The following is a 22,901-nucleotide window of genomic DNA, read 5'->3' as shown; positions in this document are numbered from 1 at the left end:
GCATTTCATGAAATCAGCAAGACTTCTGAGGGGGTTTTTTACGCTGGCGATCGAAGCGAAGGATTTGTTCAAGGTCTACAGTGGCGGAGTCAAAGCTTTGAGAGGCCTCAGCCTTTCGGTAGAGGAGGGAAGCATCCACGCTATCTTGGGCCCCAATGGAGCGGGCAAAACTACGCTGATAAGGATACTCACAACCCAGCTGATACCGACTTCAGGAAGCGCCAGAATCTTCGGAATGGATGTAGCGAAGAAGGCGGCAGAGGTGAGAAAGCTCGTAGGATATGTTCCCCAGGAAGTTTCTCTCTGGACAGACCTTACCGGGTACGAGAACCTCTTGATCTATGCTAAAATATACGGAATACCTGGGGAGAAGAGGAAGAGAGCTATTGAGGAAGTGCTGGACATAATGGAGCTGAGAGAGGCCTCGGGCAGGCTTGTTAAGACCTATTCGGGAGGGATGTTCAGGAGGCTGGAAATAGCCTGCTCCCTCATGGCGAAGCCCAGGCTGATGATACTGGATGAGCCTACAATTGGACTTGACCCGAGTGCGAGGAGAATCGTTTGGGAAAAGATTCTGGAATACAAGAAGGAATACGCCACTACGGTCTTCTTCGCGACGCACTACATGGATGAGGCCGAAAAGTACTCGAATAAGGTGAGCCTCATAGTATCTGGTACCGTCATAGAGACGGGAACGCCACAGGAGCTGAAGGAGAAGGCTGGGGGGGATAGAGTATACCTGCGGCTTGACAGGGAGGTCAACGGAGCAAGGGAGCTCCTGGAGGGCATTGTGGGAATAAAGTCTGTGAAAGAGATGGGAGATGGTGTTGAAATGGTGGCCGGCAGGGCGCTCTCCGTGCTCCCCTCCATTATTCAAGCACTGGAAAATAAAGGGCTCCACATAAAGGAGATTAGAGTTCAGGAAGCTACTCTCGATGACGCATTCATCGCGCTGACCGGAAAGAGGATATCTGAGGAGGAGGGGAATGTGAAGGAGCTCATCAGTGAGAGGAAGATGATCAGGAGGGGGGCTTGATGGAAAGGAGGTTCAAAGGTCTCGAAGCGATACTGGCAATGGCGGAGCTGGAGATAAGGAGGATCTCCCACGATCCGGTCGAGCTGATCACCAGGGCCATACAGCCAATATTCTGGATTGCGATCTTTGGAAGTGTGATGGCTAAAGTGAGGGCCTTCCCTTCAACGGGAGACTACATTACCTTCATATCCCCGGGAGTCATTTTGCAGTCGTCAACTTTCATCTCTCTATCCTATGGGATAATGCTCGTCTTCGAGAGAGAGTCAGGCGTCCTCAAGAGACTTCTGTCCTCCCCCATACCGAGAAGTTTCATAGTTATCGGAAGGTCTCTCGCTGGAGGTCTGAGGGCTTCGACCCAATACGTTATAGTTCTCATAGTAGCTGTTGCCGTGGGGGCGAAGCTGACCGACGATCCCCTGAAGCTCATTTTGGGGTACATCATCCTCGTCATAGCCTCAATGGGATTCACTGCCCTCTCGATCCTGATAGCTTCAGGGCTGAAAACAAGAGAGAGGTTCATGGGAATAATAGGGGCAATAACTATGCCACTGTTCTTCGCGAGCAACGCTCTCTACCCAATCGACGTGATGCCCGAGGCTATACAGCTGATTGCCAGGGTGAACCCGCTGACTTATACTGTCGATGCTCTCAGAACTCTCCTCGTCTATAACAGCTATTCGGTTGGATCTGAGTTCGCATTCATTGTGGTTTTCGATGCTGTATCTATGATGCTTGCCTTGAAGCTGCTTCACAGAATCATAGAATAGACCCCTTTGCGACTGAAAGCCCCGCCTTTTTAAGGCTGGATGGAAAGCTTATGAATTTCTATTAGCTGTCAAAGCACAGGGTCGAGTGAGCGTGCCGAGCAGTGGGGAGTCCTAACCCTCGCACTCAGGATGAGGATTATATTTGACCGTATCCTGAGAGAAAAGCTTTCTTTGCATTAGCTCCGCTCGAGTCAACCTTTTAACCAAGCAATAATGATTTTTTGATGGAGATGGAGAGCTCATGAGGATGCTGGTGCTTCTCACGGACTTCGGAACGAGGGATCCCTATGCCTCTTTGATGAGAGCTGCTGCGAGGAAAGTGAACCCCGATGCAGTTGTGGAAGATTTGACCCACGGTATAGAGAGGTTCTGCATAACATGCGGTGCGTACGTTCTCTATACATCGTATAAATGGTATCCCGAGGATGCGATTTTCGTCGCGGTCGTTGATCCTGGCGTGGGGAGCGGAAGGAGAGGACTCATAGTAAAGGTCGGGAAGAGGTACTTCGTGGGGCCGGACAACGGGATCCTGTGGCCGGTCATCGAAGAGAATGCGAGCATTAGTGAAGCCTATGTTCTGGAAGAAGAGAAAGCTGCTCTCTGGGAGGTCTCTCCCACCTTTCATGGGAGGGATCTGTTTGCACCAGCAGCTGCGAGGATCTCTCTTGGAGAGGATCCCCTCACCATCTCTCGCAGGACAGATGCTTCCTCCCTCAGACAGCTGAAGCTGGAGTACTCCAGAATTATCGAGGGAGGAGCATGCTACAGAGTTATCTACATTGATGTTTTCGGAGATGTCGTCCTCTCCTCGAAGGGAAGCGAAGCGAAAGCGCTGATGGAAATGGGGAAGCTCAGGTTGCTTCTGGAAGGCAAGGAGATAGGATATGCTGTTCCTGCAGCCTCGTTCTCTCTCGTTCCAAGAAGCGCCATAGCACTCTACAAGAACAGCTCTGGCTTCCTGGAGATCTCGGCGAATATGGGAGATCTAGCCAGCACGTACGGGATAAAAGTGGGGGATGAAGTGTGTCTGAAGCAGTAAAGGCGGCTAAAAGGGTAGTTTTCCCGGGAAGATTTCAGCCTGTTCACAGAGGTCATTTGGAGGTAATAAAGTGGCTGCTGGAGAGGGCCGATGAGATAATAGTCGCAATAGGCAGTGCCCAGAAGAGCCACACCGTTGAAAACCCGTTCACGGCAGGGGAGAGAGCCCTAATGTTCATGGAGTCTCTGAAGGATGAAGGGATAAGCAGGGAACGAATAATGATAGTTCCTGTCCAAGATATAGAGTTCAACAGCGTGTGGGTTGCCTATCTGGAATCCCTGCTACCGCCCTTCGACGGCGTTGCTTCGCGGAACCCTCTCGTCGTGAGGCTGTTCAAAGAGAGGGGCTACAGTGTTCTGGTTCCCCCCAATTTCAATAGAAGCGACTACAGCGGGAAGAGGATAAGGGAGAGGATGCTGAGAGGACAGGAGTGGAGGAATCTTGTCCCGGAGGCTGTTGCTAGGATAATCGAGGAGATAAGGGGGACTCAGAGGCTAATCAGCGTCTCTCTATCAGACGAAGAAGAGAGGTAGAGCTTTTTTCCGCCTTTCTAAAGCGAAAAAGCTAAGCTTCCCCGGGAAATGACTGCTCGGAGCGAGAGGGAGCTCTCTTCCAGAAGAAGCATGTCGGCATCGGCTCCCCTCTGAATCCTCCCCTTTCCTTGAAGGAGCAGATGATCTGCTACGTTCTTTGTAGCAGGCAGCAGAGCCTCCTCCAGCTTCATCCCCTCCAAGAGCACGAGGTCTCTCACTTCGTCCAGAAGAGAGCTCACTGGGGAGACGAGAACTCTCAGGAGCTTCCCGTCCTCGCTGAATTCAGGCATGCTCCCATTGCCATCGCTGCTCATCGTTATCCTCTGCATCGGGACGCCGCTCTTCAGAAGGTACTTCACTGCCTCGGAAGGCTTGACCGACCTGCTGAAGCCGCTCTTCCTGGAGACCCCAGTGGTCACATCCAGGTAGCCGCCGAGCCTTCCAAACTCGACCGAGTTCTCTAAGACGGCGCGGCTTCTGTTCACATGTGTTGGAGCAAACTGCGCTATAGGTATGTCCGTCTCTTCGACGATCTCCAAAATCGGCCTGAATCCCTCTTTCTCTTCACCCATATGGATGTGCACTATCCCTGCCTTTCCGCTCAGCATCCCTCCAATCCTGGCCTCGCTGGCAACCCTGAGGAGCTCCCTCTTGTCCGGGTGGCTTGACCTGTGATCGGAAAGCGCGATTTTGACTCCAACGACCTCGTTTATGAGGATGATGTCGGATGCGACTGAACCTGTGATGGTAGGAGAAGGTATCTGGTAGGAGCCTGTATAGATGTATGCTGTTACTCCTTCCATGCTCAGCTGCCTAGCCTTCATCAGGAGATCCCTCAGCGACCTCGTTATTCCGTCCGTTCCAAGCAGTCCCACGGCTGTAGTTATCCCCGATCTCAGCAGGTCTTCAGCTCTCAGAGGGGGAGTCCTGAATATGGGCCCTCCCTCACCCCCCGCACCGTTGAAGTGAACATGCTGATCTATCAGGCCAGGGACGACGAAGCAATCCTCGGCGCTCACTATCTTGGGCTGTCCCAGCACTTCCTCCACCTCTTTTTCATCTATGTTCTGCTTTATGAGCACGATCTTGCCGGCCAGAGACAGTATGTCTTGCCTTCCCATTGGTTCTGGGGCGTAGACTTTGCCCCCTCTCACTATGATGGGCTCGCTCATCCTCTTTCACCCCGCTCTCGAGTAGAGGTGGCAGGCAACGAAGTGGTTGTCCTCGACCTCCACCATTTCAGGCTCCTCCCTGCGGCACACTTCCATGGCCATGGGGCACCTCGGGTGGAACCTGCAGCCTGGAGGAGGGGAAGCAGGATTAGGAGGCTCCCCCTCTATCGTTACTTCAATCTTCCTGTTTGGATCTGGATGGGGTATGCTGCTCAGGAGGAGCTTCGTGTAGGGATGGAGGGGATTGAAGAAGACCTCATCAGCAGGGCCCAATTCGACTATCTTGCCGGCGTACATCACAGCTATCCTGTCGCTCATGTAGTAAACGACGGAGAGGTCGTGGCTTATGAATATGTAGGAGGCGCCGAACTGACTTCTCAGATCCTTGAGGAGATTGAGAAGCTGCGCCTGCACGCTTACGTCGAGTGCGCTGGTAGGCTCATCGAGAACGATCAGCTTGGGTCGGGGTGCTATTGCCCTTGCAACGGAGACTCTCTGCCTCTGCCCTCCGCTGAGTTCGTGGGGATATCTGAATAAAAGGGCTTCGCTCAATCCGACCTTCTTCAGAAGCTCTGTTACTGCCTCCCTCTTCTCCTTTTCGCCTTTCACAAGACCGTGAATCTCGAGGGATCTTCCTATTATATCGATTATCCTCATGCGGGGATTCAGGCTGGAATACGGGTCTTGATGAACTATCTGCATGTGCTTCCTCAGCTTCCTCACCTCCCCTTCCTTTGCCTTCGTTATATCTCTCCCCATGAAGTAGAGCTTCCCGCCGGTCGGCTCTAGGAGCTTTATGGAAGCTTTTCCAAAGGTGGTCTTTCCTGAGCCGCTTTCCCCAACTATTCCCAGGACTTCATTCTCTCCCACGCTTATGCTGACCCCATCCACTGCTCTGACAGGGGGGGATTTTCTCAGAAAACCCGACCTCGAGAAATGGACCTCGAGCTTCTCCGCACAGAGAATGGGCTCGCTCATCCTCTTTCACCCCGCTCTCGAGTAGAGGTGGCAGGCAACGAAGTGGTTGTCCTCGACCTCCACCATTTCAGGCTCCTCCCTGCGGCACACTTCCATGGCCATGGGGCACCTCGGGTGGAACCTGCAGCCTGGAGGAGGGGAAGATAAATCAGGAAGCGATCCTGGAATCGCTGCCAGACCCTCCTTCTTTATCTCTCTCCTTATGGTCGGCACTGTTTTCATGAGCATAACGGTGTAGGGATGCTTTGGGTTCTGGAAGATCTTGGTCGTCGGAGCTATTTCCATTATCTTGCCTGCATACATGACAGCTACGGCATCGGAAACCTGGGCTGCCACGCCGAGGTTGTGAGTTATGAATATTATGGAGAGATTCATCTTGATCCTGAGCTCCTGAAGAAGCCTGAGTATTTGGGCCTGCACGCTTACGTCGAGGGCGCTGGTAGGCTCATCGGCTATTATGAGGTCTGGGTTGTTGGCTATAGAAGCTGCTATGAGAACCCTCTGCTTCATTCCCCCGCTCAGTTCGTGCGGGTACCTCTTCATCACTTCCTCTGGTGAGGGGATCCTCACCTTCCTGAGCAGAGATACAGCCTCCCTCTCGGTCTCTTCATCGCTCATTCCTCTTCCTCTCCCCCTCTTCAAAACATCCCTGAGAAAGGAGCCTACCTTGAAAACGGGATTGAGAGCTGCTGAAGGCTCTTGAAATATCATGGAAATCCTATCTCCTCTGAGCTTCCTCAGCTCCTCTCTCTTCATTGCGAGCAAGTTGCTCCCTTTGAACAGAATCTCCCCTCCTGCTACTACTGCGTTGTGAGGCAGAAGCCCCATTATAGCATGCCCAAGCGTGGTCTTTCCCGAGCCACTCTCCCCGACAACAGCAAGGGATGATCCTCTCTCGAGTTTCAGCGTTACGCCGTCCACGGCCCTGACGAGGCCGAGATCTCCTCTGTAGAATATCTTGAGATCCTTTATCTTCAAGATCTCTTCAGTCCTTGATTCTTGGATTGAGTACATCGTTGAGACCATCTCCAAGGAGGTTGAAGCCAAGAACTGTGAGCACGAGGAATACTCCCGGAAACACCCACATGTATGGGGCTGCGTCCAAGTAGTAGAGGGCCTCGCTTATCATTGCTCCCCACTCCGGAGTTGGGGGCTGGACCCCCAAACCGAGAAAGCTCAGCCCAGCTGCAGTCAGTATCGAAGCTGCTGTCCTCAACGTTGCATGGACTACGATGGGAGAAAGGCTGTTTGGGAGGATGTATCTGAAGAAAATGGATGACCTGCTCTCTCCAGCAGCTCTGGCAGCCTCAACGAAGTCCAGGGACTTCACGGAGATCACTGCTCCCCTGGCTATCCTGGCAAATTGGGGAAAGTTGTAGACCCCTATTGCGAGTATGACGTTGTTGAGACCGGGGCCCGTCACTGCTGAGACGAAGAGCGCCAGAAGGATATCGGGAAAAGCGAGGAGTATGTTCACTGCCCCCATTACGGCATCGTCAATTGCGCCGCCCAGGTACCCGGAAAATCCTCCGATGATTGCTCCGAAGACCAGCGAGATGGCAATCCCTGCAACGGCCACTGTGAGGGAGATCCTTGCACCCCAGAGGACCCTGCTGAGTATGTCTCTTCCCAAATAATCAGTCCCGAATATGTGATTCCAGGACGGCGGCTTCAGTGCTTCGGCTAAATTGCTGGATGTCGGGCTGTAGGGAGAGAGGAGGGGGGCTGATATGGCAATGACGATGAACACCAAAACTAGGGAACCGCCAATTACAACGTTTTTGTTCCTCATCATCTTTCTGAGGAGCATTCTCCTCTGCGGAGTGATTATGCTGTCCGCATTTATTCTCACTCAAGCCTCACCCTCGGGTTTATGAGAGCGTATAGAACGTCCACAGCCGTGTTCACTATTGCGAATAAAGCAACTATCATCATGAGGCCGAACTGGACGACTGGGTAGTCCCTTGCGAATATCGAGTCAACGATGAGCCTTCCCAGTCCGGGATATGCGAAGACGGTTTCGGTTATCACAGCGCCGGCGAGCAGATAGCCGAAGTTGAGTCCAGCAACAGTGACGACCGGTATGAGAGCGTTTCTCAGAGCATGAACGAACACGATCTTCCTTCTGGAAAAGCCGAAGGCCTCGCTCGTCTTTATATATTCCTGGCTCAAGGCTTCGATCATGCTTGACCTGGTCATCCTCGCGATGGGGGCCGCTCCTATCAATCCCAGTGTCAGAGAAGGGAGCACCAGGTGTCTTAGGGAAGGGGATGAACCTATGACGGTAGCAGGGAAAAGCTGCAGCTTTATCGAGAAGATCACTATGAGGAGGACAGCCAAGAGGAAGACGGGCATCGAGACTCCCAAGAGAGCGAATATCATGACCAGCCTGTCAGCAAACGTGTTTCTCTTCAGAGCTGCAGCTATGCCTAGGACTATACCCAGCGCGAGAGATATAACAATGGAAAGAGTAGCCAGTTTAAGCGTGTTGAGGAATCTGGGAACTATGAGGGTGGTGATGGGAAAGCCCGAAACTAAGCTGTTCCCCAGGTTCCAAGTGAGGAGCCTCTCCATGAACATGAAGTACTGCACTGGAAGGGGCTTGTCAAGCCCCAGCCTCACCCTCATGTTCTGAATGTCCTGAAGCGTGGCTTCGGGTCCCGCCAGTATCTGTGCGGGATCCCCAGGAAGCATGTGTATCATTAGGAATATTATGATGGAAGCTCCCAGAAGTGTGGGGATCAGGAGCAAAAAACGTTTTAGTATATAGCTCCAGAGCGGAGCCGCTATAGCGCATCACCAGCTCTTCAAGCGCTGTAGGCATACTTGAGCAGGACTATCTCTATCGGCAGGTAGACCACTCCCTTGACGTTGCTTTTCATTCCAAGAGTATCATACATCTCCACGAGGAATATCCACGGCGCATCGTTGAATATTATCTTCTGTGCTTGGCACATGGCATCGAGCCTCTCCTGTCCGAGGGTCACCATCTGCTTCTGTATGAGAGCGTCCACCTGTGAGTTGTTGTAGTAGCCGTAGTTGCTTCCCGCCGGGGCCCACATCCAGGATGCGAGCAGGGGCCTCAGCACCCAGTCTCCTTCTCCAGTCGAGGGAGCCCACCCCATGAGGAAGAGCTCCTTGTTCTGAGACTGATTGTACGGCTTCCTCACTTCATTCAGGTAAGACGTCCACTCCCAAACCTGCAGGTTCACCTTGACTCCGATGGCGCTCAGGTAGCTCTGCACGGCCTGAGCCATCTGATAGTCTCCCACATATCTCCCCTGCGGAGTCCACAGGTTCACCTCGAGCTTCTGACCGTTGGCATTCTCAACATATCCGTCACCGTCCCTATCCCACCACCCAGCCTCCTTGAGAAGCTCCTTAGCCTTGGTAACGTTGTAGCTGTAGTACCCGGCATTGCAGTAGCCGTATGTGCTCGATGCCAGCGGAGATGTAGCCGGCTTGCCGAGCCCGTTCAGTATTGAGCTAATTATGGCTTCCTTATCTACAGCATAGTTGAATGCCTGCCTCACTCTGACGTCCTGGAACTTCGGGTTCATCAGGTTCATCGCTATGTATATCACCCTTGAAGTTGGGTAGGCCCTTGTTACAATGTTGCCTGTTCCGTTCAGAGATGCAACGTCAACCGGAGGTATCCTGAGGACGAGATCCACGTCTCCAGTCTTGAGCAGATTTTCTCTGGCCTTGTCATCGGCTACAACTTTGATTATTATCTTCTGGAAGTGCGGCGCTGCGGTTTTGTTCCAGTAATTCGGGTTCGCAACGAGGGTTATGTGATCTCCCTTAACCCACTCCTGCAGCATGTAGGGGCCGGTGCCTACGGGGTTTGTCTTCACATCTTTGCCTGAGTTTATCAGAGTGGGGGAAATTATAAGTCCCGCTCCATGAGCTAAATCATTCAGAAACGCTCCGAAAGGCATCTTCAAGTGAAACGCAACCGTGTAGTTATCTATGATTTCCACGGACTGAATTATGGGAGCATAGAGGCTGGTCCTCTGGAGCTTCAGAGATGTGTTCAGGACCCTGTCGAAGTTTACCTTAACCGCATATGCATCGAAGGGAGTTCCATCTTGGAAGTAGACTCCCTTTCTCAAGTGGAAAATGTAGGTTGTCCCGTTGTCCTTAATTTCCCAGCTCTCGGCGAGCATAGGCTTGATGTTGAGGTTCTGGTCGAATTCGACCAAGCCTTCATATATTATCCTGTTCACCATCTCTGAGGGGTTGTCTGTTGCATCCTGGGGATCAAGAGTTGAAGCATCTGTTCCCATGGCAACAACAAGGGTTCCTTGAGGCGCCGCTGAAGTTGTTGTGGTGGAGGTTGTCTGAGTTGTGGTTGTTGCAGCTGGTGAGGTCGTAGAAGTAGTTGTTGAGGGGGCTCCGCCTCCCCTCGTTGCAAGATAGACTCCGGCAACAGCTACTATGAGAATGACTACAACTGCTACTGCGACTGCCGAGCTAGAGATTCCTCTCTCCCCTCTCAAAGAATTCACCCATGAAAAGTGTTTTTCTATTTGATTTCTTGATGAGTTAGATATAAATTTTTTCACTTCATTTTTAAAAAATTTTCAAAATTTATCATCCAGATTTCTCTTTTCTTCCAAATATGATTTCACTACACCGCTCGCTTAAAAATGTTTATTATGCCCCGCGAGGAACCGTAGATTAAGGATGGGCCATGTCCTCCAAATCCAAGGAGAGGAAGAAGAAGCCGAGCGGCCTCATGTCTGCGGCAGGGCTGATCAGCTTCTATGAAGACACCGATACGAAGTTTTCCATATCGCCGACCGCAGTAATCATCATTTCAATAGCATTTGTGGGAATTGTTGCCGTCCTCAGGCTCCTGCTTCCTTAGAAGCTGAATGCATTGCTAAAACAATTACACATATTCTCTGCTGAAAGCATTTTGAAAAAAGCGTGAATTTTTTAAAAAAATCACTTGAAAATGAAGAGCTTCTCGGCCTTCTCCTCTGGAAGGAGGGGCAACAGCAGCTTGCCCAGCCAGATCATAGCTATCCAGATTAGGGCGCCTCCCAGGCCGATTAGCACTTCAGCTGCCCCCGGTGCGTAAGCAACCTCCCTCACGACTCCAGGCACAACTTCGAAATACACTGTCTGCGGGACAACGACGATCAGGTAGAGCAAAGCGAAGCCTGAGAGTATGGAGAGGACGGATGATGCTACAAGAGATGATACTGATCTTTTCGATGCTGCCATCCCAGAGAGCACCGGCGATATCACCAGACCAGCAACAACCGCCGTCCAGAAGATCGGAGCATAGGGTCCACGCAGCATCCTGTTAAATGAAGCCCAGGACTCCGGGTTGAAGTACGCCGAGAGGAATGCCCAGAACAGCAGGAATGCCAGAACAAGTGAAGCAGCTGCAATCATCCTGCCGTAGTATGACGAAATGAATTTTGCCTCTCTTTCTCTCTCTTTCATCGCTATTGAAGCGAATATCCCCATGCCGGAAGCTCCCAGAATGAAAGAGCACGCTATGAAGAGAGCTACCAAGTACGAGCCGTTCCATGCCGGGTATGTCTGAACAACTCCGAAGACTTGAGACAGGTTGGAGACGAGCATCAGCTCGACAACTGTTCCAATGATCGTCAGCACAAGTGCTCCCATCGTCTTTGCGGAAGCCCCTTCCCCGCTCTCCTTCACTATTGCATAGATCAGCTCCGCTAGAAGGACTATGAAAGTCGTGGCATAGAGCACAGCCATCCACGCGATCCTCGATTCAGGATTGAAGCCCGCAAATATATCGACGAACCCGTAGGGCTTTGAAAGATCGAGCAGTATGATGAACCACGAAGGCAGGAGGGTCCCGGCTGCAAACCATAGGGCCAGCTTCCTCAGGCTCCTCAGCTCTCCGTCTTTTCCTTCATATCCAAACAGCGAGGGAGAGAGAGTGACAACTGCTGCACCTGCGGCTGTCATTGCGAAGAACATGTACCCGGGAACCAGTAAGCCCCAAGCTATTTCCCCCACTTCCTTCCTTCCAAATCCCACTATTCCCAAGGCAATTCCAACGACGAGCAATACCAGGCTCAATACGAGCGAAAGAGTTCTCTTCACTCTGCCTCACCCCCTCACGACATAAAACTTAGGATCCGTCCCCATGTACTCCTTTATTCTGGTGGTCTTAGCAGAGGAGATCCTCTTGTTTATCTCGCTGTTGGGATCGTCGAGGTCTCCGAAAGCCCTGGCCTCAGCGGGGCAGACTTCCACGCAGAAAGGCAGCTCTCCCTTCGCGACCCTCGCTTTGCATGCATCTCCCATGCACTTCATCGGCATCATCTTCACAGGATGAGGCCACCTTGCATTGTAGGGGCAGGCAGTTATGCATGCTCTGCATCCTATGCATTTATCATAGTCAATTTCGACGAGGCCTGTGCTTCTGTCCACATGTGAAGCTCCAGTTGGACAGACCTCCACACACGGAGGCCTCTCGCAGTGCTGGCAGGACAGGAGAAGGAGCTCAGGCCTGCCTCTTTCCTTAGTCACTATTCGTATATTTGTCGCTAGGGTTCCCCAGAATATGTTCGGGTTCGGATCTTCCATGAGGTCCGGGTAGTTGTTGGAAGCGCAGGCTACAACGCATGCTAGACATCCGATGCATTTGGATTCATCATATAGGAATGCGTATCTCGTCATGAGCGACACCTCACAGCTTCTTTATCCTGACTGAGCAGTTGGTAGCACCGTAGCCTATGACCGGATGAAGAGAGACCTTCGCGAGGAATTCTGGATTCACTCCCTCAGTTGAGAAGTGCTTCGCAGCAAGCAGCCTCTTCGCCCTCCTTCCGCCCGTCTGGGCCCTCACGTAAAGAACCCCTTCCCTGACCCTGCTTGTGACTTTTACTTCGGCAACGGCCTTTGCACCGGGGAGATCTAGGCTCTCAAGCTGTATGGCATCGCCGTCGCTTATCCCCAGCCTCTCTGCATCCTTAGGATTCATCCAAACCTTCCTGTCTTCGACGAACTTCGCCGGCTCCAATATTGTGGCGGTGAGGCTCGCTGTGGGGCTCTTGCTGTTTACAAGGTAGAACTCGTCAGGAGCATTCGGAAGCGTATATGCAGGAGGCGTGTATTTGGGAAGGGGATCCAGCCCAGCTCCCAAAGCTGCCAGCGAGTATATCTCGACTTTTCCGCTGGGTGTTCCCAGCTGTGTCTTGTACGGCCTGGAGTAGTAGCTCTTCTTCTTCAGTATGTAGTATCCGTTGGTCTCAAGCTCCTCCGTGATCTTGTCCTTGCTCACGCCCCACTTGTTGGAAATGCTCGCTATTATGCTGTTCAGCACCGCTGGAACGAACTGAGACTCAAACTTGGAGTAGTCCGCGTAGTCGTCCTTCCATCCGAGGGCATATGCCCTCTCTGGAAAAGCCCTCCTGGCTATTTCAAACATTGCCCAAACGGCTTCCCTGGGATCGCTGTCTTCTGGGGGCTCGACGGCCTTCTTGGTCATCTGCAGAACAGCGTGCGAAGTCCATTTAGTGGCGAAGATCTCGTCTCTCTCCAGAAATGTGGTGTCGGGAAGGATGTAGTCTGCATAGTCGGCATCGTCCTGATATAGTATGTTTACGAAAACGAGCAGATCGAGCTTGTTGTAGGCCTGTATCACCTTCGAGACGTCCATGTCCCTCAGCATGGGAGTCGTACCTATCACGAACAGAGCCCTTATGGGATATGGGTCGTCTTTGAGGATAGCATCAAGAACTGCATCGAATGTTCCGAGGGTGAGCTTGTACTTCAGCTGGTCAACCCTCTTCTGCGTAGCGTCTGCAAACATCTCCTGGGGCATGGAAGCTCCGTAGACTGTTTTGGCATAGGTCTTCCCCCCGGATGTCACGAGCGTCACTACGCTTGGAACTCCTGCTGCTTCTTGGAACACTAACCCACCAATAGCATCTATGTTCCCAACGAGAGCGTTGAGGATCAGGATCCCCCTGACGGCGTCATATTCGTTCCCGTTCTTCGCTGCCCACCATGTGTCGTCGGCAACACCGTGGTAAAGGGCGAACTCCTTTGCTATTCTCCTTATCGTGTCCTCATCGACTCCAGTTATCTTTGAGGCCGCGCTGGGAGAATACTGGGAGGCTCTTTCCCTCAGCAGGAGGAATGCCGTTTTCACGTTAGCTGTTGAACCGTCTGCGAGGGTAACGGTTCCCTGATAGTTCAGGTCGGGCTGAGATGCTGCATTGTACGGGACTATTGATGACGTGGATGCATCGTAGACCATATATGCCGTTTGGCTGCCTCCAGGCTTAATGTCGGCTTCGGTGAGAGGAGCTCCGTTCTCCTTGATGAGGAACGAGGCATTGGTGTACTTCTTCAGGAAGGTGGAATCGTAAAGTCCCTCCTCGATTATGACGTTGATGAGGGATAAGACGAAGGCGGGATCTGTTCCTGGTAAGATGGGGATCCACTCCGCATTTCCGAAAGACAGCTCCGGCATCCTGGGATCGACGACTACGATCCTGAGCTTAGAGTTTGTGCGGGCTCTGTGAACTTGGCCCATTATTCCAGTGCTCAGCGACCTTCCTATAAGGAGGAGGTAGCTCGCGTTCTCATAATCAGGATCAACGAGGTTTGGGCCTGCAGCTCCGAGGATATGAGATCTGGCCGCGCTTCCAGCGAGGTGGCAGGTGCTCACATGAGATATGACGTTTGGGGTGCCCAACAGGTAGCTGAAGAGGGGGATGTAGTAGCTCCAGCAGTCATGGTAGGTTATAGCGACCGATTTGTAACCGTATTTGGAAACTATGTCCTTAAGCTTTGAGGCTATTTCGTCCAATGCCTGCTCCCACGATACCTCCTGGAAAATCCCGTCTCCTCTGTTTCCAGTCCTCTTCATCGGCTTCTTCAGCCTGAGAGGGTCGTCGTAGAGCCACGGCAGCATTGCTGCCCTTCCGCAGAGACCCGGCTGCGGGTGACCATCTATGGGAACAGCTCCTACCGGCTTCCCATCGAGGATCCCTACTTTTATTCCGCAGGCACCCCCGCACATGCCGCACGAAGTGGCTATATATGTAGGTAGATTTTGAGCGCTCTTGGGGGCGGCTTCAGCCTTAGCAACGCTCTCTGAAAGGCTCTCAATCAGCTTTAATCCCTCGGCTGGGATAGACAGGGCGAGAGCAGTGAAGGCTGCAGTCTTCAGGAAGTCCCTCCTGGTCAGCCTGACTTTGAACTGCTTTTCTTCGACCATCTTTTCACCCGATTTGTCATTATTTTCATTTTATTGTAAATAACACTTATTTCTGTTTATAACTTTTTTAAAGATATAAATATATTTTTCTTCCCCGAAGAAAACTTTAAAGCAATGCCTCTGCTCCAAAGATCCCGGGAAAGAGCTTGTGATGAGATGAGAGGAATGGTTGAGCACGGAACGTTTCTAAAACCAGTTTCCCTAAAAGAAGCCAGAGAGCTGGCAAAGAGCAGCTTTTACATTCCTCCGAGAGTTCGCTACATTGAGTTGGAAAACTCTCTGGGATGCGTTCTAGCGGAGGACATAATTTCTCCGGTTGACATCCCTCCCGAGGATAGGAGCTTCTATGATGGTTTCGCCTTGAGGAGCAACGACGTTGCCTCAGCAGCTCCAAACCGACCTGCTGTATTGAAAGTATCGCTGAAGGGCTATGTAGAGAGGGGCGCTGCAAAGCCCGTGGGGGCGGGAGAGCCCATTCCGGATGGTGCCGACTGCGTTGCGAGGGCGGAGATCTGCAGCGTCCGGGGAGAAGAAGTTGCAGTGAGGGCTCCCGTGAGAGAGGGAGAAAACGTCATACGGAGAGGGAGCGATCTGAGGAAGGGTGATGTTGCCCTCAGGAGGGGAACGGTTCTTAGGCCGCAGGATGTTGCCCTCGCCATGGACTTAGGCTTCCGTACCGTTAAGGTATACGAGAAGCCGAGAGTTGCTGTAGTCCATGTTGGAGAGGAAGTCCGCAGGAAGAAGGCTGAAGGCTTTCCCTATCCAGAAAGCTTCTCCAGAATGGCCTCTCTCCTCCTCAGCTCTTTCGGATTTGAAGCCTCTCACCTCGGCATATTTCCTGAGGATGCTTCTGTGCTGAAGGAAGTTCTGTTCGGCGCCGCAGAATCCTTCGACTCCATCGCTGTTGTGGGAAGAGCCTCCATAGGAGAGGGCGACATCGTTCCCAAGGTGGTTAGCGAGGTGGGGAAAGTCGTTTTCCATGGAGTCACTGTATCTCCGGGGAAGGTCAGCGGCATGGCTGTTGTGAATGGTAAGCCTGTTTTCATTGTTCCAGCCCATGTCGGCTCAGCTATGGCTTCGCTGCTCCTGATAGTTATCCCAGCTTTGAGCAAATCGTTCTACGGAAGAGAGGATCCCTATCTGAAGCTGAAAGCCAGGCTAAAGGGGAGAATAGATGGCAGGCCCGGCCTAACAGCCTTCAGGACAGTCCTCTTGAGGAGGGAAAGGGGAGAATTCGTAGCTTACCCTGTGAGCAGAGAGTACGGCGGATCGCCCTTCCTGACCTCCCTCACAAAGGCCAATGGATTCATCCTGCTCGATCCTGGTCGCTCTCTTATGGAGAACGAGTTTGCAGAGGTGAGCCTGTTCTCCCCAGCAGAAGCTCTTCCTCTATCTCTTGGATTGTGGGGGGATGAGTAGCTTTGATGCTCATCGCAATAACGGGGAAGAAGAAGTCGGGAAAGACCAAGCTGGCAGAGGACCTGGCAAAAATCCTTTCAGAGAAGCACTGCGTAGCATACATAAAGCACGTTCACCACAGAGGGGAGCCTTTCGACAGAGAGGGGAGCGATACTCAGAGGATGACAAGATCGGGGGCAAGGGTTGTGATCGGGGTGTCGCCTGATGCCTTGTTTTTGAGGATGAAGACCGAAGAGGAGAGCCTGGATCTAGCTCTGAATGCTCTGAAGACTTTTCTTCCTGAATGTGGAGTAGTGCTTATCGAAGGGTTTCACAGCCTTATAGCGAGAAGAGGGGACATCTTGAAGATATATGTTGCCCAGGGAGACGAAGATGCCATCTCCATTGCAAGTGAGGATGCTAAACCGGATGTGATTTTCTGCGCAAGCTGCTCGCTTAATGAAGCTGATGGGATAAGGGTGCTGAAGGAAGCCAAAGAGGTTGTGGAAGCCGCAGAGAGCAAATTGAAATGAGTGCACTGATCTTTTTACTAAAAAGATGATTTGAATTTTTTGAAAAAAGGTTTGGTCTTTTCCTGCTGCCATCCTCTGCGACTGCTCTCTTGCCTTCGACTGCGTCTCACTCGACTTTCCTAGCTATCAGAGATGTGAGGGGGTGCCCTTTGACCAGAGGAGAGAGGAGCATCTGAGGTATGGGTGGAGGATAGCGGAAGCCCACATCCTTCATCCTTTTCAGCGCTAATGAGAGCTCCTCTGGCTTCATTCCGATCCAGAGCTCGTCATCCTGCGCCTCAGCTATTGCTCTGGCTCCTCCGCATGGAATGGTTAGCCAGGGGGTCTTCCCCTGCTTCGCTGTAGCGACAACTTCGCAGGCAGCATGACCGTTGAAATCGGAGGATGGCTTCTTCCCAACAGCGTCGAAATAGCTCACCAGTAGGAGATATGCTTGAGCCGAATTTACTATCAATATGATTCCGTCTGGATCCTCTCCGGTTATGGAGAAGTTCTTCAGTGGTGCGAATATTGCTGATTTATATTTTTCCAGTTCCAGCGATCTTATCCCAGTAACCAGCTTCTCGAAAAGCTCCTTTGAATAGGCCCAACCTTCGATCCACCTCTTCATCAAGTCCTCTGGGGGCATTCTGAATCCGAGAATGTAGCTGCCGACGACGCAGCTATCTACATTATCTCCATCCACACCCAAAACTCTACCGTAGATCGAGGCGAGCTTGATGACTTGACATAGGGCCAGCTTCTCCTTCATATATGGCAGCTTCGCCCTCTCTTCATACAGCTTGAACCCTACGGGATCACCCTTCGGCCTGAGAAGCTCAACCGTATCTGAATGGAGCTGCCTATAATCCATGGTTGATGCCCATTTATTTAATAATTTTCGGAAATATAAAAACTTTAATTAAAAAATTTTGAATAATTCCGAGAAGCTTCAAATGTTAGACGGGCATGTTCGCATGCTTCTTCGGAGGTATCCTGACCCTGACTTCTCTCTTCGTTGAGAGAACTTCGAGCGCCCTGTAGAGCTTGAGCCTGGTCTCGCTCGGCAGAATCACATCGTCTATGTAGCCCCTGGCGGCAGCCATGTACGGAGTCGCCAGCTTTTCCTTGTATTCCTGCGTTATCTTCTCAATGAACTTCTTTCTCTCTTCCGGATTCTCAATGGAAGAGATCTCCTTTCTGTACAGGATCTCGACAGCTCCCGAGGGGCCCATGACAGCTATCTCTGCTGTTGGCCAGGCGACAACATAATCTGCCCCGAGATGCCTGCTGCTCATTGCTATGTATGCTCCTCCATATGCCTTCCTCATTATTACTGTCAGCTTTGGAACTGTAGCTTCACTATAAGCGAACAGAATTTTGGCTCCGTGCCTTATTATGCCTCCGTGCTCCTGGGAAGTGCCAGGCATGAATCCAGGGACGTCGACGAAGGTTATTATTGGGATGTTGAAGGAATCGAGGAAGCGAACGAACCTGGATATCTTATCGCTTGAGTCTATGTCAAGAGATCCCGCTAAGTGGTTTGGCTGGTTTGCCACGATCCCAACGGTCCTCCCTCCGAGCCTCGCGAATCCTATAACTGCGTTTTCGGCCCAGTGCGGGAATATCTCGAAGAAGCTTCCTCTGTCGACTACCCTCTCTATAACTTCCTTGACGTCATAGGGCTTATCCGGATCGTCTGGAAGGAGAGAATCGAGCTCAGGGTCAGCTCTCTCAACGGGATCTTCGGTCTTCACGAAGGGAGGATCTTCGGTGTTGTTGCTAGGTATGTAGCTCAGCAGCTTCTTTATGAGATCCAGCGTATCTCTGTCATCCTTCCCAACAAGGCTGGCTATGCCGCTCTTCGTGGAGTGGACTTCTGCTCCTCCGAGAGACTGCTCGTCGACCTCTTCTCCGAGAGCTGCCTTCACTACTCTCGGTCCTGTGATGAACATGTAGCTCGTCCTCTGTGTCATGATTATGAAGTCCATCAGTGCTGGGCTGTATACTGCGCCGCCCGCAGTAGGCCCCATTATTGCTGCTATCTGCGGTATAACCCCGCTGGACATCACGTTCATGTAGAATATGTCGCCGTATCCCTTCAGGCTGTCCACTCCTTCCTGTATTCTGGCCCCGCCGCTGTCGTTCAGGAAGATCATGGGGGCCCCCACGCTCAGCGCCGTCTTCATCGTCTTCACTATTTTTTCTGCGTGCTTCTCTCCCAGGCTTCCTCCCATGAACGTGAAGTCCTGCGCCGCTATGAAGACCGGCCTTCCATTTATCTTTCCAAAGCCGGTCACAACTCCGTCTCCCAGACCGTACCTCTTCTCCATGCCGAATCCTGTTGCTCTGTGCGTGACAAACATATCGATTTCTGTGAAGGTTCCGGGGTCGAGGAGATATTCGATCCTTTCTCTTGCAGTCATCTTCCCCTCTTTGTGCTGCTTATCTATTGCCTCCTTTCCTCCTCCCAGTAAGGCTTCTTCCCTTTTCGAGGAAAGCAGTTTGAAGAGTTCTTCTTTGCCCATTTCATACACCTTAGTTAATTTTTAATTCAAACAATATTAAAAAAGATTGCTTTATAAAATCTCATTAAAAAATCACATGAGGGCCGAGAGGTACAGAGCTGCAACTATCGCTGTCGTTATGACTCCAGCGACGTTCGGCCCCATCAGCTCCATTATCATGTAGTTGTCGGAGTTCAGCTTAAACGCCAATTTCTGCGCCAGCTTTGCTGTTGTGGGAACGCATGAGACTGCGGCAACTCCCAGCAGCGGATTGAGCTTCCCTTTGCTGAAATAGCTCAGTATTATTCCTCCGATCATTCCACCGAGGCTCGACAGGAAGAGGGCTGTGATTCCGAGCAGCAGGATCTTCCCAACGACAGGATCCATCACCACATCTGCTGTAGTTGAGACTCCCAGCACTAGAGCTAGGAAGAAAGTCGAAACGCTGAGTATGACTTCATCCAGCATCTTGACATACCTTTCGTTTCCCACCTCCCTTATCAGGACTCCGATGAAGAACGCCAGGAGCAGCGGCGAGGCCGATGGGAATATGGCGCTCAGCAGCACTGGAACTATTATAGCGAACGCTATTTTCTCCGCTCTCCCAACCTGCACTGACGAGGGAGGCATTATCTTCGAAGCCATGGACTTCGGGACGACTACTTCGGCGAGCCTCTCATGATAGAGGTAGAGCAGGCTGAGGTAGAGGTACCCAACTACTGTTATTGGAATGAACAGCTCCGGCGCCATGGCTATCGAAGAGAACAGGACGATCGGGCCATCTGCGCCTCCTATGAGAGCAACGGAAGCCGCCTGCTTGGTGGTGAGGCCCAAGTAGGTGCCAAGGGGGAATGTGAAGACTGTTCCCAGTTCGGCAAAGGCAGCCAGTATCATGCTCACATACGGCCTGGCCAGGAGGAAAGATATGTCTGTCAGCACTCCTATTCCCATGAATACGAGGGCTGCTATCAAACCAGTCATGAATGTGAAGTTGTAGATGGGTTGCAGCCAGAAGTACGAGATCCAGTCATAGCCTGTCAGGTTCCACGAGACATGGGGGTTTATCAGCGCAACTCCATTGATCCTCAGAGCCAAGTAGGCAGCATTAGCAGCGGCGACTCCTAGGCCGAACGGTATCATGATGAGGGGCTCCAGTATCTCCTTGATCCCTCCGTATATAACGAGGATTCCTCCTATTATCAGGAATAGTCTTACGAGTAGCTCCCCCGTTGGGAGGGAGAGAAGGGGGATGGCCTGAGAAAAGTCGATGGCTACCATCACTTCTTCCTCCTGTTCATTATTCTCGTCAGGAAGACCCTAATGGTGTCTATGATGAATGCTATTGTTATTGATATGACAAAGAGGGCGAGGTAGATCAGGGCAGCGACTAGCCAGAGGTTCATGCGGTCATTCCTCCTACCTACTCAATGAGGATGAGGGGTGCATCCTTCTGGACGAACTGGCCTGGCTTCACATACACAGCCTTAACTGTGCCGGTTTTGTTGGCCCTTATCTCGATGTCCATCTTCATCGACTCTATTATGACGACGGGCTGGCCTGAGCTCACCTGCTGTCCTTCTGAAACCTTCACTTCCTTGACCTTTCCAGGAACCTTGCTGGTCACGGCTGCTCCTCCAACCGCCGACGGCTGAGGAACCGGCTGCGCCTGCACCGGCTGCGGCGCTACTGCTGTTTGAACTGCTGAGGGAGCTGGCAATTCCGGCTTCTGCTGGATCTGCGGAACCGGTGCTGCAGCTTCTCTGGCAGGGGCTTCAGTTCTCGTGGTGGATGGGGCTTCCTCAAAGCTAACACTCAATCTCGTTCCTTCCACCTCGACGTCTATCACATTTCCTCTATCACCGACTATCTTGACCAAGTATTCCTTGTTGTTAACCCGAACTTTGTATTCGCTCACCTGCATTTCACCTCGGCTATCTGAGAGCTTTCTTTTCCCTAAAGTAGGGATCCTCCCCGAAGGAGGGGTTCATCCTCTCGCTCAGCACCCAAGCACTCTGGAGCAATTTGGGTGCCTGAGGCTGGGATGGATATGCGGTTCCCTTCATCTTGAGATAAGAGTGGGCAGCTGCAGCGGCTGCCGCAATTTTCTTGATCTTGAGATAAGAGTGCGCAGCAGCAACAGCAGCCGCTATCAGCTCTGTGCTTATCAGAGCTGCTGGTGCAGGAGCTGCCGAGATCTGCGGGGGTGAAGGCGCTGGTGCTTCCAGGGCTTTCTGTCCTTTCCTTGGGGCTACTATAACTCTGAAAACAGCAAAAAATGCCCCTATTATCAGGAAGAGCAATATGTAGCTGATTAAGTTCGATGTCGATGGCACGGTGTCTGCTGCGGCTAAGCTCAGCATAACAGCTTCCAGATTGAGCATCGGATTCACCGCTATATTGCCATTATAGTTTTCTAACAATAGACGAGGATTATAAAGGTTTTTGCTATTTTTTTGAGGAAAATATTTTTGAAAAATCTGCTCACTCCTCGAAAGAGGGTGGCATGAGCAGGAGCTCCGGCTTGAAGAGCCTGAACGCTATCATGTAGAAGAGGGCAGTCTCGCCAAGCAACAAGGAAGCGTGAAAAATCAGAGAAGTGAGGGATCCCTGAACGTAGCTCATGAGAACGAGTACGCTGTTCATATAAGGTACGGCCAAAAGCGGAAGGTAGGCATATGATGGCAGCCTGCTGACATCTGCAAGAAGAGCTAGGAAGAATATGACCATTGCTATCCCCGTTACTGCAGCGGCAGTCGCGTTAGCTCCTCGAGAGCTCCTCGCGCTAACTACGAAGGGGGAAACTATCGCGCATGTGGCGAAGGCCGTTGCAGCAACATCGAGGCTGTGAACAAGCACGAGGCCAGCGTCTATGAAAAAGCCGCCTCCTCCATATGCCTCAGACAGAAGGTAGAAGTACACGATGACTCCAATGATGTCGGCCAGACCAGCCATCATTCCCACTACACTGCTGGCCAGTATCTTTCCCCCCAGAAGGGACCTCCTCTTTATGGGGAGGGAAAGGAGCGATTCCAGGGTTTTCCTCTCCTTCTCCCCCATTATGCTGTCAACCATGTAGCTCACCGCTGGGGTCGTGACGAAAAACAGGGCGAAGGCCAGCATCCTCGCAGTATATGTGAGCTCTTCTGCTGTCGGAGGCGCCGGAGCTCCCCCCGTCACATATGAGCTCTGCAGGATCCTCACAGGCTGGAGGATGTCAGAAGAAGTTGCCGATATGTTGGAATACTTCAAAAGGGCTTCGACCCTCTGCTGAGAGAAGGAAGAGGAGAGGTAGCTGACAGCGCTGCTGAATATGCTCTCAGCCGCATCTGCTCTGGCAGTATCGGCCCTCTTGTAGCCTTCAAGAAATGCTGCTCTGGATATATTGCTCAAGTTCAAGCCAAAGCTTTCAGGGATTAATATGACGTAGTCAAGTTTCTGGCTCCTCAGCGCTTCAGGAAGCGATGAGAAGCTGTAGAAGCTCGCCTTCTGTCCACTTGATCCCGCTGACATCTCGATGTACTGGAGCAGCATTTGCTCGGCCTCTTTCGAAATGGTGCTGTTGTCCAGGTTCACCACCCCGAAGGCTATCGGCTGCGTCCTGTATATAGCAAGGGTGATGGCACCCAGCAGAGGCAGAGAGAGGAGGGGGAGGACTACTACAGCGATCAGGGTTCTCCTGTCCCTGAGCAGATCCTTCATTTCCTTCCAGAGAACTGCATATGTCTCCACATGC

General features: G+C 51.8%; 23 protein-coding genes. 7 read left to right on the top strand and 16 right to left on the bottom strand.

Annotation, left to right across the window (positions count from 1 at the left end):
- The first annotated feature begins 7 nt into the window (after positions 1 to 7).
- The 4 genes from ACLGLO_RS03155 (at position 8) to ACLGLO_RS03140 (ending at position 3,375) form a co-directional block, all read left to right on the top strand.
- On the top strand, positions 8 to 1,036 hold the full coding sequence (locus ACLGLO_RS03155; RefSeq protein WP_492128942.1) for an ATP-binding cassette domain-containing protein: 1,029 nt from the start codon (positions 8 to 10) through the stop codon (positions 1,034 to 1,036).
- The gene (locus tag ACLGLO_RS03150; RefSeq protein ID WP_492128941.1) at positions 1,036 to 1,803 is read left to right on the top strand and encodes an ABC transporter permease; all 768 of its coding nucleotides are present in this window, start codon (positions 1,036 to 1,038) and stop codon (positions 1,801 to 1,803) included. Before ACLGLO_RS03155 ends, ACLGLO_RS03150 begins: the two co-directional genes overlap by 1 nt.
- Before the next feature lie 241 nt (positions 1,804 to 2,044).
- Complete coding sequence (locus tag ACLGLO_RS03145) at positions 2,045 to 2,842, top strand: SAM hydrolase/SAM-dependent halogenase family protein (RefSeq protein WP_492128940.1); 798 nt, start codon at positions 2,045 to 2,047, stop codon at positions 2,840 to 2,842.
- Positions 2,827 to 3,375: a nicotinamide-nucleotide adenylyltransferase gene (locus tag ACLGLO_RS03140; RefSeq protein WP_492128939.1), complete on the top strand. Its 549-nt coding sequence runs from the start codon at positions 2,827 to 2,829 to the stop codon at positions 3,373 to 3,375. Before ACLGLO_RS03145 ends, ACLGLO_RS03140 begins: the two co-directional genes overlap by 16 nt.
- Positions 3,376 to 3,392: 17 nt before the next feature.
- Here the strand turns inward: ACLGLO_RS03140 and iadA are convergent, their stop codons facing one another.
- The 6 genes from iadA to ACLGLO_RS03110 are packed head-to-tail and all read right to left on the bottom strand — an operon-like array spanning position 3,393 to position 10,027.
- Positions 3,393 to 4,547: a beta-aspartyl-peptidase gene (gene iadA, locus ACLGLO_RS03135; protein WP_492128938.1), complete on the bottom strand. Its 1,155-nt coding sequence runs from the start codon at positions 4,545 to 4,547 to the stop codon at positions 3,393 to 3,395.
- A 6-nt stretch (positions 4,548 to 4,553) separates the two neighbouring features.
- Positions 4,554 to 5,525 carry an ABC transporter ATP-binding protein gene (locus ACLGLO_RS03130; protein WP_492128937.1) on the bottom strand — a complete coding sequence of 324 codons (972 nt, stop codon included), beginning with the start codon at positions 5,523 to 5,525 and terminating at the stop codon, positions 4,554 to 4,556.
- Positions 5,526 to 5,531: 6 nt separating this feature from the next.
- Positions 5,532 to 6,551, bottom strand: a complete 1,020-nt coding sequence (locus ACLGLO_RS03125) for an ABC transporter ATP-binding protein (RefSeq protein ID WP_492128936.1) — start codon at positions 6,549 to 6,551, stop codon at positions 5,532 to 5,534.
- On the bottom strand, positions 6,511 to 7,377 hold the full coding sequence (locus ACLGLO_RS03120) for an ABC transporter permease (RefSeq protein ID WP_492128935.1): 867 nt from the start codon (positions 7,375 to 7,377) through the stop codon (positions 6,511 to 6,513). The genes ACLGLO_RS03125 and ACLGLO_RS03120 overlap by 41 nt, the downstream gene beginning before the upstream one ends.
- Positions 7,374 to 8,291: an ABC transporter permease gene (locus ACLGLO_RS03115; protein ID WP_492129127.1), complete on the bottom strand. Its 918-nt coding sequence runs from the start codon at positions 8,289 to 8,291 to the stop codon at positions 7,374 to 7,376. Before ACLGLO_RS03115 ends, ACLGLO_RS03120 begins: the two co-directional genes overlap by 4 nt.
- 41 nt (positions 8,292 to 8,332) lie before the next feature.
- On the bottom strand, positions 8,333 to 10,027 hold the full coding sequence (locus tag ACLGLO_RS03110; protein ID WP_492128934.1) for a glutathione ABC transporter substrate-binding protein: 1,695 nt from the start codon (positions 10,025 to 10,027) through the stop codon (positions 8,333 to 8,335).
- Positions 10,028 to 10,221: 194 nt separating this feature from the next.
- Here ACLGLO_RS03110 and ACLGLO_RS03105 point away from each other — a divergent pair, with 194 nt between their 5' ends.
- On the top strand, positions 10,222 to 10,398 hold the full coding sequence (locus ACLGLO_RS03105; RefSeq protein WP_492128933.1) for a preprotein translocase subunit Sec61beta: 177 nt from the start codon (positions 10,222 to 10,224) through the stop codon (positions 10,396 to 10,398).
- Positions 10,399 to 10,478: 80 nt separating this feature from the next.
- Here ACLGLO_RS03105 and nrfD read toward each other — a convergent pair whose 3' ends face one another.
- Genes nrfD through ACLGLO_RS03090 form a run of 3 tightly spaced genes read right to left on the bottom strand, consistent with a single transcriptional unit; the run spans position 10,479 to position 14,751 of the window.
- The gene (gene nrfD / locus ACLGLO_RS03100; RefSeq protein WP_492128932.1) at positions 10,479 to 11,621 is read right to left on the bottom strand and encodes an NrfD/PsrC family molybdoenzyme membrane anchor subunit; all 1,143 of its coding nucleotides are present in this window, start codon (positions 11,619 to 11,621) and stop codon (positions 10,479 to 10,481) included.
- Between the two features lie 6 nt (positions 11,622 to 11,627).
- Positions 11,628 to 12,200: a 4Fe-4S dicluster domain-containing protein gene (locus tag ACLGLO_RS03095; protein WP_492128931.1), complete on the bottom strand. Its 573-nt coding sequence runs from the start codon at positions 12,198 to 12,200 to the stop codon at positions 11,628 to 11,630.
- Between the two features lie 10 nt (positions 12,201 to 12,210).
- Positions 12,211 to 14,751, bottom strand: a complete 2,541-nt coding sequence (locus ACLGLO_RS03090; RefSeq protein WP_492128930.1) for a molybdopterin-containing oxidoreductase family protein — start codon at positions 14,749 to 14,751, stop codon at positions 12,211 to 12,213.
- A 165-nt stretch (positions 14,752 to 14,916) separates the two neighbouring features.
- On the opposite strand from ACLGLO_RS03090, the gene ACLGLO_RS03085 reads away from it, so the two are divergent.
- Together ACLGLO_RS03085 and ACLGLO_RS03080 are read left to right on the top strand one after the other, a co-directional pair.
- Positions 14,917 to 16,170 carry a molybdopterin molybdotransferase MoeA gene (locus ACLGLO_RS03085; RefSeq protein ID WP_492128929.1) on the top strand — a complete coding sequence of 418 codons (1,254 nt, stop codon included), beginning with the start codon at positions 14,917 to 14,919 and terminating at the stop codon, positions 16,168 to 16,170.
- 5 nt (positions 16,171 to 16,175) lie between these two features.
- Positions 16,176 to 16,682, top strand: a complete 507-nt coding sequence (locus tag ACLGLO_RS03080) for a molybdopterin-guanine dinucleotide biosynthesis protein B (RefSeq protein WP_492129126.1) — start codon at positions 16,176 to 16,178, stop codon at positions 16,680 to 16,682.
- Between the two features lie 106 nt (positions 16,683 to 16,788).
- Here ACLGLO_RS03080 and ACLGLO_RS03075 read toward each other — a convergent pair whose 3' ends face one another.
- The 7 genes from ACLGLO_RS03075 to ACLGLO_RS03045 all read right to left on the bottom strand — a co-directional run bounded on the left by ACLGLO_RS03075 (position 16,789) and on the right by ACLGLO_RS03045 (position 22,897).
- Positions 16,789 to 17,535 (bottom strand): DUF169 domain-containing protein, encoded by a 747-nt coding sequence (locus ACLGLO_RS03075; RefSeq protein ID WP_492128928.1) that lies wholly within the window; start codon positions 17,533 to 17,535, stop codon positions 16,789 to 16,791.
- A gap of 85 nt (positions 17,536 to 17,620) precedes the next feature.
- Positions 17,621 to 19,189 (bottom strand): acyl-CoA carboxylase subunit beta, encoded by a 1,569-nt coding sequence (locus ACLGLO_RS03070; protein WP_492128927.1) that lies wholly within the window; start codon positions 19,187 to 19,189, stop codon positions 17,621 to 17,623.
- Between the two features lie 72 nt (positions 19,190 to 19,261).
- Positions 19,262 to 20,446 carry a sodium ion-translocating decarboxylase subunit beta gene (locus tag ACLGLO_RS03065; RefSeq protein ID WP_492129125.1) on the bottom strand — a complete coding sequence of 395 codons (1,185 nt, stop codon included), beginning with the start codon at positions 20,444 to 20,446 and terminating at the stop codon, positions 19,262 to 19,264.
- Positions 20,446 to 20,571 (bottom strand): hypothetical protein, encoded by a 126-nt coding sequence (locus ACLGLO_RS03060; RefSeq protein ID WP_492128926.1) that lies wholly within the window; start codon positions 20,569 to 20,571, stop codon positions 20,446 to 20,448. The genes ACLGLO_RS03065 and ACLGLO_RS03060 overlap by 1 nt, the downstream gene beginning before the upstream one ends.
- Before the next feature lie 17 nt (positions 20,572 to 20,588).
- The gene (locus tag ACLGLO_RS03055; protein WP_492128925.1) at positions 20,589 to 21,083 is read right to left on the bottom strand and encodes a biotin/lipoyl-containing protein; all 495 of its coding nucleotides are present in this window, start codon (positions 21,081 to 21,083) and stop codon (positions 20,589 to 20,591) included.
- A gap of 16 nt (positions 21,084 to 21,099) precedes the next feature.
- A complete protein-coding gene (locus tag ACLGLO_RS03050; protein ID WP_492128924.1) occupies positions 21,100 to 21,549 on the bottom strand; it encodes a hypothetical protein in 450 nt (149 codons plus the stop codon).
- A gap of 100 nt (positions 21,550 to 21,649) precedes the next feature.
- Positions 21,650 to 22,897 carry an ABC transporter permease gene (locus tag ACLGLO_RS03045; protein WP_492128923.1) on the bottom strand — a complete coding sequence of 416 codons (1,248 nt, stop codon included), beginning with the start codon at positions 22,895 to 22,897 and terminating at the stop codon, positions 21,650 to 21,652.
- Positions 22,898 to 22,901 lie beyond the last annotated feature (4 nt).

The organism is Fervidicoccus sp. SLHALR4 (genome assembly GCF_058692745.1).
The sequence above is the reverse complement of the archived record's forward strand: the minus strand, read 5'-3'. Positions and strand labels throughout refer to the sequence as shown.

What these genes read in the sequence shown, in the direction of transcription:
- ACLGLO_RS03050 (WP_492128924.1), bottom strand. Translation starts at nt 21,549, where the DNA reads ATGCTCAATCTGGAAGCTGTTATGCTGAGCTTAGCCGCAGCAGACACC.
- ACLGLO_RS03070 (WP_492128927.1), bottom strand. Translation starts at nt 19,189, where the DNA reads ATGGGCAAAGAAGAACTCTTCAAACTGCTTTCCTCGAAAAGGGAAGAA.
- ACLGLO_RS03155 (WP_492128942.1), top strand. Translation starts at nt 8, where the DNA reads ATGAAATCAGCAAGACTTCTGAGGGGGTTTTTTACGCTGGCGATCGAA.
- ACLGLO_RS03095 (WP_492128931.1), bottom strand. Translation starts at nt 12,200, where the DNA reads ATGACGAGATACGCATTCCTATATGATGAATCCAAATGCATCGGATGT.
- ACLGLO_RS03085 (WP_492128929.1), top strand. Translation starts at nt 14,917, where the DNA reads ATGGTTGAGCACGGAACGTTTCTAAAACCAGTTTCCCTAAAAGAAGCC.
- ACLGLO_RS03125 (WP_492128936.1), bottom strand. Translation starts at nt 6,551, where the DNA reads ATGGTCTCAACGATGTACTCAATCCAAGAATCAAGGACTGAAGAGATC.
- ACLGLO_RS03105 (WP_492128933.1), top strand. Translation starts at nt 10,222, where the DNA reads ATGTCCTCCAAATCCAAGGAGAGGAAGAAGAAGCCGAGCGGCCTCATG.
- ACLGLO_RS03150 (WP_492128941.1), top strand. Translation starts at nt 1,036, where the DNA reads ATGGAAAGGAGGTTCAAAGGTCTCGAAGCGATACTGGCAATGGCGGAG.
- ACLGLO_RS03060 (WP_492128926.1), bottom strand. Translation starts at nt 20,571, where the DNA reads ATGAACCTCTGGCTAGTCGCTGCCCTGATCTACCTCGCCCTCTTTGTC.
- ACLGLO_RS03065 (WP_492129125.1), bottom strand. Translation starts at nt 20,446, where the DNA reads ATGGTAGCCATCGACTTTTCTCAGGCCATCCCCCTTCTCTCCCTCCCA.
- ACLGLO_RS03080 (WP_492129126.1), top strand. Translation starts at nt 16,176, where the DNA reads ATGCTCATCGCAATAACGGGGAAGAAGAAGTCGGGAAAGACCAAGCTG.
- ACLGLO_RS03090 (WP_492128930.1), bottom strand. Translation starts at nt 14,751, where the DNA reads ATGGTCGAAGAAAAGCAGTTCAAAGTCAGGCTGACCAGGAGGGACTTC.
- ACLGLO_RS03145 (WP_492128940.1), top strand. Translation starts at nt 2,045, where the DNA reads ATGAGGATGCTGGTGCTTCTCACGGACTTCGGAACGAGGGATCCCTAT.
- iadA (WP_492128938.1), bottom strand. Translation starts at nt 4,547, where the DNA reads ATGAGCGAGCCCATCATAGTGAGAGGGGGCAAAGTCTACGCCCCAGAA.
- ACLGLO_RS03075 (WP_492128928.1), bottom strand. Translation starts at nt 17,535, where the DNA reads ATGGATTATAGGCAGCTCCATTCAGATACGGTTGAGCTTCTCAGGCCG.
- ACLGLO_RS03130 (WP_492128937.1), bottom strand. Translation starts at nt 5,525, where the DNA reads ATGAGCGAGCCCATTCTCTGTGCGGAGAAGCTCGAGGTCCATTTCTCG.